This is a genomic window from Indiicoccus explosivorum (assembly GCF_002167005.1).
GTDB lineage: Bacteria > Bacillota > Bacilli > Bacillales_A > Planococcaceae > Indiicoccus > Indiicoccus explosivorum.
This window is the reverse complement of record NZ_NHTN01000060.1, coordinates 36,936-52,025: the sequence shown is the minus strand read 5'-3', so window position 1 is coordinate 52,025 and position 15,090 is coordinate 36,936. Positions and strand designations below refer to the sequence as shown.

Here is a 15,090-nt window from a genome sequence, read left to right as displayed (position 1 = left end):
CCGAGATAAAGCACCCCGAGACCGGGATAAGCGGGGGCGAGACCGAGATAAAGCACCCCGAGACCGAGATAAGCGGGGGCAAGACCGAGATAAGCGCCGTCAAGCCCGAGATAAACGCCTCCAAGCCCCAAATAAACCCCTCCCAATCCTTATACCTCTCGCACTTTCCCGTTCCCGACGGCAAAATGAGCGCAAAAAAGCCACCCGCCAAAGCGGGTGGCTGGCCTTCATGAGGCGAAGACGCTTTTCTCAATCTGCTTTAATTCATAAAAGTAACCGTGTGCTTCCATCAATTCCGCGTATGAACCGTTCTCCGCGATGCGCCCGTTTTCCATGACGATGATCTGGTCCATGTGCTCCAGCCCGGTGAGGTCGTGGCTGACAATGACGAACGTGTCATCCGGCCGCATCCGGAACAGTCGGGCATAAATGGAGCGGGCGGTGGCGGCATTGACGGATGACACCGGCTCATCGAGCAGCCAGAGGCGGGCGCCTTTCAGCATGGCGCGCGCGATGGCGAGCCGCTGCTTTTCGCCGCCGGACAGGTTCCCGCCTTTCTCCCCGACTTCCTGGGAAAGAGAGAAGGCGCCGAGTCCGACAGTTTCCAGCGCTTCCTGCAAGGCTTCATCCGGCGCATCTTCGTCGGCGATCAGCAAGTTGCTGCGGATGGTGCCGTAGAAGAAGTGGTTATGCTGTAAAACTGTGTTCATCCGGCTCCACAGTGATTCCGGATCGAGTGAATTGAGTTTCCTGCCGCCGATTGATGCTGTTCCGCTGTCCGCAGGGAGGATGCCGAGCAGCACCTGGAGCAGCGTCGATTTGCCGGAGCCGCTCGGACCAACGACCGCTGTCTTCGTGCCCGGTGAAATGCGGAAAGAGACGTCCCGGAGCGCCGGCCGTTCCTCTCCGGGATACGTGTATGCCAGCGTCTCGGCCTCCAGTCCCCAGGCGCCTTCCGGCAGCTGGCCAGACCCTGTTTCAGGGACCGGCCGTTCCGTGATTTGATTCAGTCGGGCCGCCGCCTGCCGGCTTTCCTCATAGTGGGAAGGGAACACGGCCATCGGCGCGATATTTTCGAACAGGGCGAGTGAAATCATGACGAGCATTGCCAAATACAGCCCGTCGAGTTCGCCTGCCGCGACGAAATAGGCGCCGAGGGCGAGTACAGTCCACGTAGTGAGGATTGCGATGAACGAATTGACCGACTGCATGAAGGTGTTCTGCAACCCCTCTTTCCGCTTTTCTTCCTCGTATGATTCAGCGAATGACTGGAGCTGCCGCTTTCTTGCATCCGCCTGCTGATATATTTTCAAATCACGGAAGCCATACAGGAACTCCGCGGCTTCCGCCGACAGGTCAGCCCGGCTGTCCCGGACGGCGGGCTTCGTCTTCCGTTTGCGCCAGGCGAATAAACCCGGAACCGCCACGACTGTCAGAAGCAGACCGGCCAGCAAGACGAAAGCGATGGCGGCCGAAAAGAAGGACGTGAAGAAAATCGTACTCGTGAAAACGAGCAGCAGCACGACAGGTGGGTACAGGACCCGCAGCAGCAAGTTTTGTAAGCTTTCAACATCGCCGACGATCCGCGACAGCAGATCCCCGCTCCGGTATTCATGAAAGATCCGGGGCGCGAGGGGCGACAGCTTGCCGAAGAACGAGACCCGCAGATTGCCGAGCATCGTGAACGTCGCCCGGTGCGAGAATAGCCGCTCTCCGTACCGGCTCACAGCTGCGGCGAGCCCGAACAGCTTCAGGCAGGCACCGAGCGCGACGAGGATGACCATCTGGGCGGCCAGCGCCGCCTGCGAAATCAGGTAGCCGCTCGAGGCGAGCAGGGCGACGCCCGCAAGCCCTGCAAGGAATCCGCAGAGGATCGCCAAGGTGATGTCCCGCCGTTCCCGCAGCGTCATGGAAATCATAGTTTTCAGCTCACTCACAGTGCCTCATCTCCCTGCTGGACCGCGATCGCTTCCCGGTAGGGCTTGAACGTGTCCATTAATGACGCGTGGCTGCCGGCAGCGAGCAGCGTGCCGCTGTCGAGGTACAGAATGACGTCCGACTGCCGGATCGTATGCAGCCGGTGCGCCACCGTAATGATGGTGGCGGATTTCCCGAGCTCATCAAGGGACGCCTGCAAAATCCGTTCCGTTTTCAAGTCCAGTCCCGTCGTCGGCTCATCGAACAGGATGACGGACGGTTTTTTCAGGAACGCCCGGGCGAGGGCGATGCGCTGCTTTTCGCCGCCGGACAGGCCACGGCCGCCTTCCCCGATCCGTGTATCGAATCCGTGCTCCAGCGACAGCACCATATCCGCGATGCCGGCTTTTTCCGCCGCCTCGCGCACTTCCTTGCGGGACGTTTCCCGATCCGCGCCGATCGCGATGTTCTCTTCGATGGTCCCCGCGAATAAATAAGGATCCTGCGAAATGTAGCCGAGCTGGCCGAACCACGATTTTTCGCTGATCATCTCCCTCGGTACGCTGTTGACGGTCACATTGCCCCGTGAAGCGGGCAGGAGGCCGGCAATCAGATGCAGCAGTGTCGTTTTGCCCGAACCGCTAGCGCCGATGATGGCGGCGCGGCTGTACGGCGGGATTTCCGCCTGTACCGGCCCGAGCGCGAAGCCGTCTCCGTACCGGAAACCGACCCCGTTGAGTGAAAGATGGGGCGGGACGGCGGACAGGGTCTCCCGGCCCCATACCACCGGCTGCCGTTCTTCCCGGAGCTGGCCGGCCAGCTGCTCGGAAGCGGCCACGCCGCCTCTGCCGCTGTGGAACGCGCTGCCGAAGTCCTTCAGAAGCGCGAAGAACTCAGGGACGAGCACCATGACGAAAAAGGCTGTGAAAAACGAGATGCTCTCGAACGCGATCAGGCTCATCCCGATTTCAAGTGCGATGATGCCGATGCTGAGCATGGAGATGTATTCGAGCGCGAACGAAGACAGGAAGGCGGACTTCAGGACGTCCATCGTGGCATCCCGGAAGTTCAGGCTGTTCGTCCGGATCACTTCCGCCTGTCCGCGGACCCGGCCATAGAGCTTGAGTGTCGTGAGTCCCTGCAGCACATCAAGGAAATTGCCCGAGAAGTGGCCGAGTTCCTCCATCTGGCGGTCCGCTTTCGTTTTCGTGCGTTTGCCGACGATCGCCATGAACAGGGGAATGAACGGCGCCGTCAGCAGGATGATGACGCCCGTCGGCCAGTGGAGGAAGAAGATGACCGCGAGCAGGATGAACGGAATGATGTAGGTCTGCATCAGCTGCGGAATATACAGGCTGAAAAACCCATCCGTCTCATCGACCGCATCCAGCAGCAGGCTCACTTTCCGGCCCGACTGCCCCCGTGCGGAAGCAAGCAGCGGACTGTCCGCGAACGAAGCGATGAGTTCCGAACGCAGCTCCTTCTTCACAGCTGCCGCCAGATTGCGTCCGGTGCGGCCGATCGCATAACCGCTGGACACCCGGAGAAGGATGGCTGCGAGCAGGCCGCCGAGCAGCGGGATGATGTCCCTGAAAGACGCCCCGTTTAAAAACACGCGGTCTGCGACCATGACGAAAAACAAGGCTTGTCCGACCATTGCGAGCCCTTTCAGGACGGATGCGGCCATCAGCAGGCGCACCATGCCTTTCTTTGCGAATGCCAGCTGTTTCAGGTTATCCATTACCGGTTTTCCCCCTCGGTTACTGTTATCTTTATTATAGGAGTTAACGGGCTGAAATCCGAAACAGACGCCTGTGATGCGGCGGGGGATGCGGCCGTTTATTACGAAGTTGTTCACAAATCACAGATTTTTCAGGCGGTGTTGGTGCCTGACGCTTGATTCCGTCTGGATTCCCGGAAGAAGCGGCAGGATGGAACGCAGAAAAGCCTTTCCCGGCAGAGACGGGAAAGGCTTTTCGATGATGCCGGGTTTATTCGGCTGGACTGTAGGACGTTTCCGGAATCGTTTCGTACACTTCCGGGTCAAGCTCGTAGACCGAGCCGTCCGCCACGCTCTCGATGATGCCGGTCAGGCCGCGTTCGACCGCTTTGACAAGTTTTCCTTTTTCACGGTGGCCGAGCGTGTGCGTCTGTCCGCGCACTTCAAAGAGTACGGTGCCGCTGCCGTTCAGCGCATAGGTGGCAAGCGCTGTGCCCGGGAGGTCAAGGTCCTGCTGGTACAGCGTGATGTTCGAGAACACGGAATTGCCATGCGACTGCAGCGACTCGTATGCGGCCACATTCAGCTGACGCGAGAAGTCGTAGTTGTACGTGTCCGCGAATTCCGCATATTCTTCGCCTTCCGCCGTGCTCGGATCCGGCACGAACTGACCGGACAGCGACAGTGTCACCGGATCATCGGTGCCTTCGACATAATAGAGCCCCTGGTGGTGCAGGTCGATGAACACGTCGACATTGCCGAATTCTTCCTGGAGGCCGGTGTAGACATCGCGGGATGTCTGCGCTTCACGGGTGATGAACCAGCCCGGGTCGCTCGACTGGCCAGGGAAGTCTTCCGCCTGCGGCACGTAGTCGAGATCCGGGTTGAAATCGCGGTTCACGTCGAAGCCCGGGTTTTCGCTGTAATCATACTGCTGAAGTGTCCGGGTATAGTAATTCCACGACGGTTCCGCGCCGGCGAGCTGCGGGAAGTCCGCCACGACGTCGGCCCATGTCATGCTGTTGGCCCGCTTGTCGCCTGCTGTGGCATCCGGATTCATCATCGGCATGGCGACGAGTGTGATTTCTTCACGGATGGCGCGGGATTCCGGTGAATTGTTCGACAGTTCCTTCAGCAGGTTGAGGAGCGCGATCGTCCCGGTCTTCTCATTGCCGTGGATCTCGCTCTGGATGAGGATGACTTTGTCACCCGTTCCGACGCGAGCGGTGTAGATGTCGCGGCCTTCAAACGACTGGCCGGCCACGTCGACTTCCACAACGCCCTTGCTCGTCTTCTCGATCTGGAACAGCTGCTTCTGCATTTCCTCATAACTGAGGAAACCGGAAATCGCCTGGTCGTGATGGTGCGTTTCAGGCTGTGCCGTATTGTCCGCGGCGTAAACCGGCATGACAAGCGCTGTGCACATTCCGAGAACACCGAGTGTCGTAAAGAACTTTTTTCTGATCATCATTCATCCACTCCTCTTTATCCAAATTGTTCGGCAGCCGAAATAGACTGTTGCCATAAAGAATAGCAGGAAGAGACAGAATGGTAAATACTTTTTAAAATTTCAGTTAATAGGTACCGGAAAGAGGAGGGGACGGGTGGGACTGAAGGCTGGCAAGACAGGAATCCCGGCACGGAATCAGAAGAGGGACAGGAAGTAAAGTACCAGGGAATGAACGTCCGCAGCCGCAAAGAAAAAAGCTTCCGGTGTCGAACCGGAAGCTTCCCCTGCGTCACTTTTCTGCTGCTTTTTCGGAAATGGGCCTCTTCGGAATAAAGTCGAAGATCTCGTGCGTATCGAACGCATCGATGAGCCGGCCGAGCCAGTCATAGTACTCCAGGCCGTCTTCAAGCTTCGAGAGGTCCTTATCGATCTGCTCGAGCGTCTCCCGGTCCGTTTCACCATGTGCTTTGAGGGCATTCAGCTCATCGATCGACTTGCGGAGGGCGACTTTCTTCGGCCCGATCACTTTCCGCCAATGGTAGCCGAAGTATTTGAAGAAGCTCTCGTAGTTGTCCATCTCCACGCGGTACAGGTCCTTCCGTTCGCCTTTGCGCCATACCTTCTCGACGAGGCCCATTTCATCCAGCTCCCGCACCGCATTGCTCATGCTCGCTTTGCTCATGCCGAGCAGTTCCGTCATCTCATCGAGCGTCATCGGTTTTTCGTTGTAGTACATCACCGACATCAGCCGCCGGACAGTCGGGGACATGCCGAACAGCGTCTGGCTTTCCGAATTCTGGTCGATGATCTTCCCGCGCGCTTCCTCGAATTTGTCGTTCACGTCCACTCCACCTTTTTCTCTGTGTCTGCTTCTTTCATTCTACCTCAATAGCGGCAGGAAGTGGCGTTTAAACCGGTTCAGCTGTTATCCAGCACCGCGGAGACGAACACTTTGCCGGCGAGCGGCATCGATTTTTCATCGACATCGAATTTCGGGTGATGGTGCGCATAGATGGCATCGATATCCGGATTGCCGCCGCCGACCCAGAAGAACGAGCCCGGCACTTTATCGACGTAGTAGGCGAAATCTTCGCCGCCCATATCCGGCGGCTTCACGACGACCTGATCTTTTCCCACAATGTCCTCGGCGAGCCGCTTGATTTTCGCGGTCTCTTCCGGATGGTTGTAGAGCGAAATGTAGCCGTGCTGGAAATCGACATCGATCTGCGCGCCGAACTGTTCGCCGGTCGTCCGGCAAATCAGTTTCAGTTCCTGTTCGGCCTGGCGCCGTACGTCCTGGTCGTACGTACGGATCGTGCCTTTCAAAAACGCTTTGTCCGGAATGACGTTGTGCGCATCGCCGCTCTGGAAAGCGCCGACTGTCACGAGCGCCGGATGGAGCGGATCGATCCGGCGGCTCACGATATTCTGCAGGTTCACCACGAGATGGCTGCCGACGACGAGCGGGTCGACACTGCGGTGGGGTTCGGCCCCGTGGCCCCCCTTGCCGCGGATCGTGATGTCGAACGCGTCGGAGGAAGCCTGCACATAACCTGTTCCGACAGCGACCTGGCCGACGGGGAAGTTCACTTCGACATGCACACCGTACACTTCATCGACACCGTCGAGGCAGCCGTCTTCCACCATCGCTTTTGCGCCGCCCGGAGCGAGTTCTTCCGCATGCTGGTGGAGGAAGACGACCGTCCCCGGCACTTCCTCCCGCATGCCGCTCAGCACTTTCGCCGCCGCCAGCAGGGAGGCGGTATGGATGTCGTGGCCGCACGCGTGCATGACGCCGGGAACTGTCGACTTGTACGGAACGTCTTTCTCGTCTTCGATCGGCAGCGCGTCAAAGTCGGCCCGGAGCGCCACGGTCCTGCCGGGTTTGCCGCCCTTGAGCGTCCCGACGACACCTCCGCCGCCGACGCCCGTGCGGACTTCGATGCCGAGTTCTTTCAGGTAGCCGGCAATAAAGGCGGGTGTCCGTTTTTCCTGGAACGAAAGTTCGGGATGCATATGCAGATCGCGGCGGATCTCCACCATTTCGTCATACAGGCCGTCGAGTTCCTCGAATGCCTGCTGCAATGCGTTTTTCTCTGTCATTTTTGTCAATGCGGAACGCCTCCTGATTCAACAAACCGGGCGCTGGCCGCCCGGTTTTCCTGGTTTATTCGAAATCGATGTTCGTAGTGATGACGCGGCCGGTCGGGTGCGGATCGAAGCCGGTGACGGACTTTTTCGCCGCAAGGGCCGGAGATGTGTGGACGAGCGGAATGATCGGCGCGTCCTCATGCATGATCTCCTGCGCCTGGCGGTACAGTTCATTGCGCCGCTCCTGGTCCGTGATCGTCCGTGCTTCCTCGAGGATCGCATTCAGTTCCGGGTTGTCGTAATGCGTCGAGTTCAGGGAGCCGATGTTGTCACCGTGCCACAGCGAATAAATGAAGTCATCCGCATCCCCGTTCGTGCCGGTCCAGCCAAGCAGGAATGCATCCGCCTCACCGTTCTTCGCTTTTTCGAGATAGGTCGCCCATTCGAATGTGACGATTTCGGCGGTGACGCCGATATCAGCGAAGCTCGACTGCAGGTATTCCGCAACGCGTGCGGCATCCGGCATGTAGGGACGGGCGACCGGCATGGCAAACAGTTCCATCTCGAAGCCGTCCGGGTAGCCCGCTTCCGCAAGCAGTTCCTTCGCTTTTTCCGGGTCGTACGGGTACGGATCGATATCGTCATTATACCCTTCGACTGCCGGCGGAATCGGATTTTTCGCCGGAATTGCCTGACCGCCGAAGAACGCGTCGATCATCGCTTCCTTGTCGACAGCATGGCTGAGCGCGCGCCGCACGAGCGGATCATCGAACGGTTCCCGTGTCACCGTCATGCCGAGGTAACCGATGTTGAGCGGAGGACGGGAGTACAGTTTCAGTTCCGGGTTGTCCTTGATCTGCTGGATATTTTCCGGGTCGACGCCGTCAATCATGTCCACTTCGCCGCTCAACAGCGCGTTCAGGCGGGCGGAGTTTTCCGGGATGGTCCGGAAAATGACTTGCTCGACTTTCGGGTGGCCGTCCAGCCAGTAATCTTCGTTTTTCGTCAGGACGATACGGTCGTTGCGTTTCCATTCTTCGAAGATGAACGGACCGGTGCCGACCGGGTTGCTGCCGTACTCCTCGCCGTGTTCTTCGATCGCTTCCGGGCTCGAAATGGAGAACGGAGTCAGCGCAAGGTCCTTCAGGAACGTCGGCTGCGTTTTCGTGAGGGTGAATTCGACGGTGTTGGCGTCGAGGGCTTCAACGGACGCGAAATCGTGCTCCTCGTCCCCTGCATATCCGCCGAACACGTTGCCATACATCGGAAAGTCTTCCGCGGAGCCATTCGCCCAGCGTTCGAAATTATAAACGACGTCTTCTGCCGTAAATTCCGTCCCGTCATGGAACACGACGTCTTCTCGCAGTTCAAACGTGTATGTCAGGCCGTCTTCCGACTCGGTCCATTCCGTGGCGAGCATCGGTGCGACTTTCGTCGAGCCTTCTTCAAAAGTTGTGAGCGTTTCCAAAATGCTTTGCGATACGTTTTCCGATTCGCTGTCGGTCACTTCCGACGGATCGAGGGAGACGGCGTCGCCGCCCCGGGCGAAGATGAAGGTTTCCTGTGCAGCCGCTGCAGTCGCTTCGCCTTCCGCTTCTTCGCCTGCACAGGCGCCGAGCGCAAGTGCTGAAACTGAAACCGCTGCAAGTAAGAGAGGGGATTTCCTTTTTCTCATTGTTCGTTCACTCCTAGTGGTCATGTAGTGCCTGCCGGAAAACGGGAGGCCGGGCCAAAAACGAGTCGGACATTGATGAAAGGTCTGCCGGAGAACCGGCGGTGGGGATGGATCGATAATGGATTATGAAGGATGATGGCGGGAAGCGCGGATCATATTGCCGAGATGCTTCTTTCTCCTGTAGCTGTCCATGCGAAAACCTCCTTCGTTTATTTTATTTAATACGTTTAATAAAAACTAAACGATTCAATATTCAGTATAGTACATGGCGGGACTGAATGGTAGGTTTTTTTGAATTTATTGAAAACGGGCACGTGTTAAGGGGTATGGGGAAGGGGGGGAGAATGACAATTGGCGCTGCAGCCGCAAAAATAGGACAGCCGAACATGCGAAAAAACCTCCTGCCGCAAAGAAAGCTCCGCTTGCGGTCAAGAGGGGAGAGGCTGGGCGTGCAAAAGGGGCATTCGGGATACGCCTGTTTATTTTGCATTTTTCAGTTGCCGTCGCCGGTCTGCTTCTTTCATGACAGCAACGTAGATTTCCCCGAATTCCTCACGCGTCATTTCTTCATAAGGCACCGGCTGCTGCCGAACGATCGGGGCGGCATCCGCCGGTCCGGGCATGAGATCGTTGAGCGGCCGTCCGGCAATCATCGCTGCCACTTCAGCTTGTTCAATGAAACTCGTCAGTTCCTGCGCAATTTCATTCATTTCATCCATTCCAAGCATTTTTTTCACTGTCTGGATTTTCGAACGGTCGGAAGTGACCATCGTGACGGCACCGGTCGGCGTTTTCTCTCCCGGTCCCATGGCAATGGTGAACGTGAACTGGGGTTTTCCGTTATAGATTTTGAAATCGAGTGTCGTTTTCACAGAAAAAATAGCGCCATCGGTTATCCGCTGCCCATAGTTTTCGACGGACCACTGCTCTCCCTGCCTCAGCCATTGCTTCGTCACTTGGCCGTTGCGCACTTGATGCATCCACACCTTTATTTTCGCTTTCGGGATATTCGACTGGAGGAACTGAGTGCGGTCGCCGTGTTCTGTGATCGATATGCGGATGCTCCCTTTATAGACCAGTTCGTTCGATTTGTTCTGTTTCCAATAGTGGAGATTCGACTGAAAATCGACGGTCGACTTCCTGTTCGACTTCTTGATGATTTTAATCCGCTGCATCGCGATTCCCGCCTTTCCGAATAAGAACGTTTGTTCTATTATACACGATTGGCCGGGGAAATCGACTGAAAATATATGTTCATTATCTTAAAGCGGGTACTCGGCGTTTTCTAAGACGGCAAACCTGCAGGTTCAGGCGTTTTGAAGAGCGGACCGCCTTTTTAGCTGTGTCCTGCTTCCTTCCATGATGTAAAACAGCGATCGGCGCTGTTTCGCAATCGATCGCTGTTTCATTGCCGGAAGAGCTGGCCGTCAGGAGCCGTTCTTATGCAGAAGGGGATTCGTCTCTTTTTCTTTTTTTATTTCCTCGATTAAGAAGGCATAGTCTGCCTGCGCCGCATACGTCTTTTCCACGGCTGTCAGCGCTTTAGTGTAGGCGGCACCAAACGCTTCATCAGCCGGTATTTCTACATCGGGCTCCACACCGGTTCCATCCCAATTCGAGCCTGTGAACGGACTGACCGGCATGCCGCTTGGGATAAACAGCCGAATGTTCTCGGTCACTTGATGGTAATTTCCCGCGTTCGCTCCGCCGCCAGTCCGTTCTCCGATGATTTCTGCCCGGTTCAAATGCTTCAGCGCGTAACTGAACAGTTCCCCGGCAGAAAACGTCTGCCTGCTCGTCAGGATATAGAGCGGTTTATCCCCATACAGAATGCCTGGAACGTAAGGGAGTGTCCAGATCTGTGAATGGCTGTCTTCGTCACGGCGGTAAAATGTATCGATATGGGTGGGTTCGCTGACAAAGTAACTGGCGAGAAACGCCACCATGTAAGGAGTCCCGCCGAGGTTCTTCCTCAGATCGATGATCAGGGCATCCGTATGAGCCAGCGCATTCATCGCATGTGCGGCGGTTTCGGAGGCGATTTCGTTCTCATAAAATACACGGAGATCCAAATACCCGATATTTCCGGGCAGCCGTTCGATGCGGTGGAAGCCGTAATTGGTCTTCCGGGCCTTCAGCTGGTGATCATCCAGCACAGTATCCGGTGAGATTTCCGTATGGGTCTCTGTCTGGTAGAAGATATGCAAATGTTTATCGTGATTGACGCTTTGCATCGCTTGTTCCACGGTCTGTTTGAATTCAGTCCGGCTGATTCCTTTGCTGAGATCCAGCTGTTTCACTTGCTCAGCCAGCTGGCGACAGATACTGTCCGCAGCTTCCGGGTAAACATAATTCTGCTTTAACAGTTCCATCCCTTTGTCATAAAACGCCAGCACTTCTTCTTTATTCAGTATCTCTTTCATTGAAGGTCCTCCTGAGTGGATTTGCACTATGTTTTCACAACAGCATTCTGAACAATTTAGGTTCCTTGAATTTCTAACGGAAGGTATTTCCGCAGCTTTTGCAGAAGAAATTCTGCCGTCTGCTTTGGGATTAACAATTTTCAAACAGTTTGTTCACAGTTTATAAACAATTGTACTCCATAATTGAATTATCCCGGAAATAAGGGGCCGGCATAATCCTGTACATATAGACCAAAGCTGTTCCGCCAGCTGAAAATGCCCGTAAGGAGTGACGGAAAAATGAGAATCATTAAATTGCAGAGTAAAAAGAAAAGTTCTGTCGAACAGATAGTGGATATCCTGCTCGAAAAAGGGGTGAATGCCGAACGTTGTAAAAGGCCATTACTGGCAGCAGAGAGAGCGATGGACAGCGGAAGGCAGCCGGTTCTCCTGAGGAAACAGCAAGAAAACACGACCGGCCTGACATAGGAACAACACAAATTCCGCTCCTATGATACAAGCGCCTTTTCAGGAGTTCCGCTGATTGCATCAACAGAGATAAAAAGCAAAAAAAGAGCCGGCTGCAGTACCAGCCGGCTCTTTTTGCTGTTCACATTCCTCAGTAAGCCCGGGCAAACCACACGGCATGTTTCGCTTCTTCGCCGCAGCAGATGCACGTGTTTTTCTCTGCCGGCGGGTTGAATGGAATGTTCCGCGTCGTGAATTTCGTTTCCTCTTTCACTTGCTCTTCGCAGGCGTCGCTGCCGCACCAGCCGGCGAGAATCCAGCCGGCGACCGTTCCGTTTTTCTCGGCTTCCGCGATGTGCTGCTTCAGATCATCCAGCGAATTGAGATGCGTATGCGAATTGTCGTCGCGGAACGCTTTCGCCTTGTCGTACAGGCGCTTCTGCATCATTTCGAGTTCCTTTTCGACGTGTTCGACAACCGCATCGAGCGGCACCGCAATTTTCTCGTCCCCGTCGCGCGCTTTCATGAGCGCCTGGCTGTTGTCCAGGTCGCGCGGCCCGAGTTCGATGCGCACTGGCACGCCTTTCAGTTCCCATTCGTTGAACTTGAAGCCCGGCGACTGGTCGGAATCATCCAGCCGCACGCGGTAGCCTTTCGCTTTCAGTGCCGCGAAGACTTCATCCAGCTTTTCAATGATAGCCGGATTCTTTTTCCACGGGCCGACCGGGATGAGCACGACTTGCGTCGGCGCGATTTTCGGTGGCAGCACAAGTCCCTGGTCGTCGCCGTGGACCATGATGACCGAACCGATCAGCCGGGTCGAGGTGCCCCATGACGTCGTGTGCACATATTCATGCTTGTTTTCTTTATTCAAGTAGCGGATATTGAACCCTTCGGCGAATTTCGTGCCGAGGTAATGCGACGTGCCGGCCTGCACCGCTTTGCCGTCCTGCATCATCGCTTCGATGGAGAACGTATCGACCGCACCGGCGAAACGCTCAAGCGGTGTCTTCTGCCCGTCGTAAACCGGAATCGCGAGCAAGTTTTCCACGACTTCTTTGTAGATGTCGAGCATCTGCATCGTTTCCGTGCGCGCTTCTTCCTCATCTGCATGCGCCGTATGGCCTTCCTGCCAAAGGAATTCGGATGTGCGTATGAACGGCAGCGTCTTCTTTTCCCAGCGGAACACGTTCGCCCACTGGTTGATCAGTACCGGCAAGTCCCGGTAGCTCTTGATCCAGTCGGAATACAGCTGGCCGACCATCGTCTCCGACGTCGGGCGCAGCGCTAGCCGCTCCTCCAGTTTTTCGCCCGCAGCCTCCGTGACCCACGGCAGTTCCGGTGAAAAGCCTTCAATGTGCTCTTTTTCCTTCTGGAAGAACGACTCCGGAATCAGCATCGGGAAGTACGCGTTGCGGTGGCCGGTTTCCTTGAACCGTTTATCCATCGCCGCCTGGATGTGCTCCCACAATTCGTAGCCGTCCGGCTTGAACGCGATGCAGCCGCGGACCGCCGTATAATCCATCAGGTCCGCCTTTTGAATCGTTTCGATGTACCATTTCGTGAAATCATTCGTCTTTTGAGACATGGTCTTCTCCTCCTGTTTTTGGGAATAAAAAAAGCATAAAGCGTCCAAAAGGACGTCTTTATGCGTAAGACGCGGTACCACCTTCGTTCAACAGGATCAAGCGGCGATCCTGTCCTCCAAACCGCCGATAACGGGACGGGCCGGCCAGTCTTTCGTCTGGCATCTCCGCGGGAGGGTTCAATAAGAAGGGGTGATATAGCTTTCAGCCGAGGCTATATTCTCTGGATCACGATTCTTATTTACTGAGCCGCATCATCGAGTCGGTATGAGTTGTTCCGGATTTCCTGAGACTACTATACCACGGCGGTTCGCAGCCGGGGAACTGCTTCGTTTCGTTTTAAAATGATTTTTTTTATTAAACAGCGGCGGATTGGCGGAACAGCAAAATGTTTTGTTGACAGGGTCCCGGTCTGCTTCTACAATAAATGAAGCAATCACATATATCCGGTTTCCGGGAGAGGTTCATAGCGCATACCCTCTATAAAAAACTATGGATGACTGAAATTCAGCCGAATCCGTTGCGATTCGGCTTTTCTAATCCCGTTTTTTAACCCTCTCCTGTGCTGCCGGCATTCAGGAGGTTTTTTTATTGGCTGGAAGAGAAGAACAGTCGCTCGGTCACTTGTCACTGTTGGGCAATCAAAATACAGCTTACTCATTCGAATACGATCCGGACATTCTGGAAGCGGTGGACAATCTGCACACATCCCGCGACTTTTTCGTGAAGTTCAATTGCCCGGAATTCACATCGCTCTGTCCGATGACGGGGCAGCCCGATTTTGCGACGATGTACATTTCCTTTATTCCCGATCGGAAACTGGTGGAAAGCAAATCGCTGAAGCTGTATTTATTCAGCTTCCGGAACCACGGCGATTTCCATGAGGACGTCGTCAACATCATCATGGATGACTTGATCCGTCTGCTGGATCCCCGGTATATCGAAGTGTGGGGCAAGTTCACCCCGCGCGGCGGCCTGTCGATCGACCCGTACACGAATTACGGAAAACCCGGCACAAAATACGAAGAAATGGCGACGCACCGGATGATGAACCACGACATGTATCCGGAAACGATCGACAACCGATAAGGAGGAAAACACATGTTGCTTTATCTGAACGGCGCGTTCGTCGGCTTTTTGCTGCTGGCGAACATCCTGGCGGTCAAACTTTTTGCGGTCAATGAATGGCTGGTGCTGCCGGCTGCCGTCATCGTCTACATTTTCACCTTTCCGATCACCGATACAATCGCAGAAGTATATGGAAAGGAAGCGGCCCGCCGTACGGTCACGGCCGGTTTCATCGCCCAGCTTTGCGCGCTCGGGTTCATCTATGCGGCGATCCAGCTGCCGTCCGCTCCGTTTTTCACGGAACAGGCGTCGTTCGAAACGATTTTTTCAGCCGGATTCCGGGTGACACTTGCCAGTATCGTTTCCTACTTTATCAGCCAGAACTTGGACGTCACGATTTTCCATGCCCTTAAGAACCGGCACGGCGGCTCCAAGCTGTGGCTCCGGAACAACGCCTCCACGATGGTCAGCCAGCTCGTGGATACCGCGCTGTTCATCACGATCGCTTTTTACGGCACTTTGCCGCTGAGTGTCCTGCTGATGATGATCGTCAGCCAGTACGCGTTCAAATGGCTGGCCGCGGCTGCCGATACGCCGCTCGTCTATTTTCTCGTCTGGCTGTGCCGACGGGAGAATGCGAAAACTGGGGGGACTCTGCAGACCACTTAATCAGACAGGCAGCGCTTCCCCGCACAGCTTCATTTGTGGCGTAT

The 15,090-nt window shown here is 55.6% G+C and carries 12 protein-coding genes, 1 riboswitch and 1 other annotated feature; of the genes, 3 read left to right on the top strand and 9 right to left on the bottom strand.

The genetic code is table 11. The annotated features are described in order from the left end of the window. Nucleotides 1-227: 227 nt before the first annotated feature. From cydC to CCE92_RS14260, 8 genes are all read right to left on the bottom strand, one after another. A complete protein-coding gene (gene cydC, locus CCE92_RS14295) occupies nucleotides 228-1,937 on the bottom strand; it encodes a thiol reductant ABC exporter subunit CydC (protein WP_088009126.1) in 1,710 nt (569 codons plus the stop codon). After that, complete coding sequence (gene cydD / locus CCE92_RS14290) at nucleotides 1,934-3,658, bottom strand: thiol reductant ABC exporter subunit CydD (RefSeq protein ID WP_088009123.1); 1,725 nt, start codon at nucleotides 3,656-3,658, stop codon at nucleotides 1,934-1,936. The genes cydC and cydD overlap by 4 nt, the downstream gene beginning before the upstream one ends. Nucleotides 3,659-3,908: 250 nt before the next feature. Continuing rightward, nucleotides 3,909-5,105: a M14 family zinc carboxypeptidase gene (locus CCE92_RS14285; RefSeq protein ID WP_088009132.1), complete on the bottom strand. Its 1,197-nt coding sequence runs from the start codon at nucleotides 5,103-5,105 to the stop codon at nucleotides 3,909-3,911. 271 nt (nucleotides 5,106-5,376) lie between these two features. After that, nucleotides 5,377-5,928: a GbsR/MarR family transcriptional regulator gene (locus tag CCE92_RS14280; RefSeq protein ID WP_088009122.1), complete on the bottom strand. Its 552-nt coding sequence runs from the start codon at nucleotides 5,926-5,928 to the stop codon at nucleotides 5,377-5,379. Between the two features lie 77 nt (nucleotides 5,929-6,005). Further along, a complete protein-coding gene (locus CCE92_RS14275) occupies nucleotides 6,006-7,190 on the bottom strand; it encodes a M20 family metallopeptidase (protein WP_088009130.1) in 1,185 nt (394 codons plus the stop codon). A gap of 64 nt (nucleotides 7,191-7,254) precedes the next feature. Beyond that, complete coding sequence (locus tag CCE92_RS14270) at nucleotides 7,255-8,853, bottom strand: ABC transporter substrate-binding protein (protein ID WP_088009120.1); 1,599 nt, start codon at nucleotides 8,851-8,853, stop codon at nucleotides 7,255-7,257. Between the two features lie 479 nt (nucleotides 8,854-9,332). Then, nucleotides 9,333-10,028 (bottom strand): hypothetical protein, encoded by a 696-nt coding sequence (locus CCE92_RS14265; protein ID WP_088009118.1) that lies wholly within the window; start codon nucleotides 10,026-10,028, stop codon nucleotides 9,333-9,335. A 252-nt stretch (nucleotides 10,029-10,280) separates the two neighbouring features. Further along, nucleotides 10,281-11,276 (bottom strand): S41 family peptidase, encoded by a 996-nt coding sequence (locus CCE92_RS14260; RefSeq protein ID WP_088009116.1) that lies wholly within the window; start codon nucleotides 11,274-11,276, stop codon nucleotides 10,281-10,283. Between the two features lie 279 nt (nucleotides 11,277-11,555). On the opposite strand from CCE92_RS14260, the gene CCE92_RS14255 reads away from it, so the two are divergent. Further along, nucleotides 11,556-11,744 (top strand): hypothetical protein, encoded by a 189-nt coding sequence (locus tag CCE92_RS14255; RefSeq protein WP_088009114.1) that lies wholly within the window; start codon nucleotides 11,556-11,558, stop codon nucleotides 11,742-11,744. 130 nt (nucleotides 11,745-11,874) lie between these two features. Here the strand turns inward: CCE92_RS14255 and proS are convergent, their stop codons facing one another. After that, nucleotides 11,875-13,311, bottom strand: coding sequence for a proline--tRNA ligase (gene proS / locus CCE92_RS14250; RefSeq protein WP_088009112.1), 1,437 nt, complete (start codon nucleotides 13,309-13,311; stop codon nucleotides 11,875-11,877). Between the two features lie 45 nt (nucleotides 13,312-13,356). Continuing rightward, nucleotides 13,357-13,576 (bottom strand) — a binding site (T-box leader). A 186-nt stretch (nucleotides 13,577-13,762) separates the two neighbouring features. Continuing rightward, a riboswitch (PreQ1 riboswitch) is annotated at nucleotides 13,763-13,809 on the top strand. Nucleotides 13,810-13,900: 91 nt separating this feature from the next. Here proS and queF point away from each other — a divergent pair. After that, nucleotides 13,901-14,398 (top strand): preQ(1) synthase, encoded by a 498-nt coding sequence (gene queF / locus CCE92_RS14245; RefSeq protein WP_088009110.1) that lies wholly within the window; start codon nucleotides 13,901-13,903, stop codon nucleotides 14,396-14,398. Between the two features lie 12 nt (nucleotides 14,399-14,410). Continuing rightward, a complete protein-coding gene (locus CCE92_RS14240) occupies nucleotides 14,411-15,046 on the top strand; it encodes a queuosine precursor transporter (protein WP_088009109.1) in 636 nt (211 codons plus the stop codon). The last annotated feature ends 44 nt before the right edge of the window (nucleotides 15,047-15,090 follow it).

Bases quoted from the DNA above. Each gene is read 5' to 3' on its own strand.
- cydD (WP_088009123.1), bottom strand. From the start codon at position 3,658: ATGGATAACCTGAAACAGCTGGCATTCGCAAAGAAAGGCATGGTGCGC.
- CCE92_RS14285 (WP_088009132.1), bottom strand. From the start codon at position 5,105: ATGATCAGAAAAAAGTTCTTTACGACACTCGGTGTTCTCGGAATGTGC.
- CCE92_RS14275 (WP_088009130.1), bottom strand. From the start codon at position 7,190: ATGACAGAGAAAAACGCATTGCAGCAGGCATTCGAGGAACTCGACGGC.
- CCE92_RS14270 (WP_088009120.1), bottom strand. From the start codon at position 8,853: ATGAGAAAAAGGAAATCCCCTCTCTTACTTGCAGCGGTTTCAGTTTCA.
- CCE92_RS14265 (WP_088009118.1), bottom strand. From the start codon at position 10,028: ATGCAGCGGATTAAAATCATCAAGAAGTCGAACAGGAAGTCGACCGTC.
- CCE92_RS14260 (WP_088009116.1), bottom strand. From the start codon at position 11,276: ATGAAAGAGATACTGAATAAAGAAGAAGTGCTGGCGTTTTATGACAAA.
- CCE92_RS14255 (WP_088009114.1), top strand. From the start codon at position 11,556: ATGAGAATCATTAAATTGCAGAGTAAAAAGAAAAGTTCTGTCGAACAG.
- proS (WP_088009112.1), bottom strand. From the start codon at position 13,311: ATGTCTCAAAAGACGAATGATTTCACGAAATGGTACATCGAAACGATT.
- CCE92_RS14240 (WP_088009109.1), top strand. From the start codon at position 14,411: ATGTTGCTTTATCTGAACGGCGCGTTCGTCGGCTTTTTGCTGCTGGCG.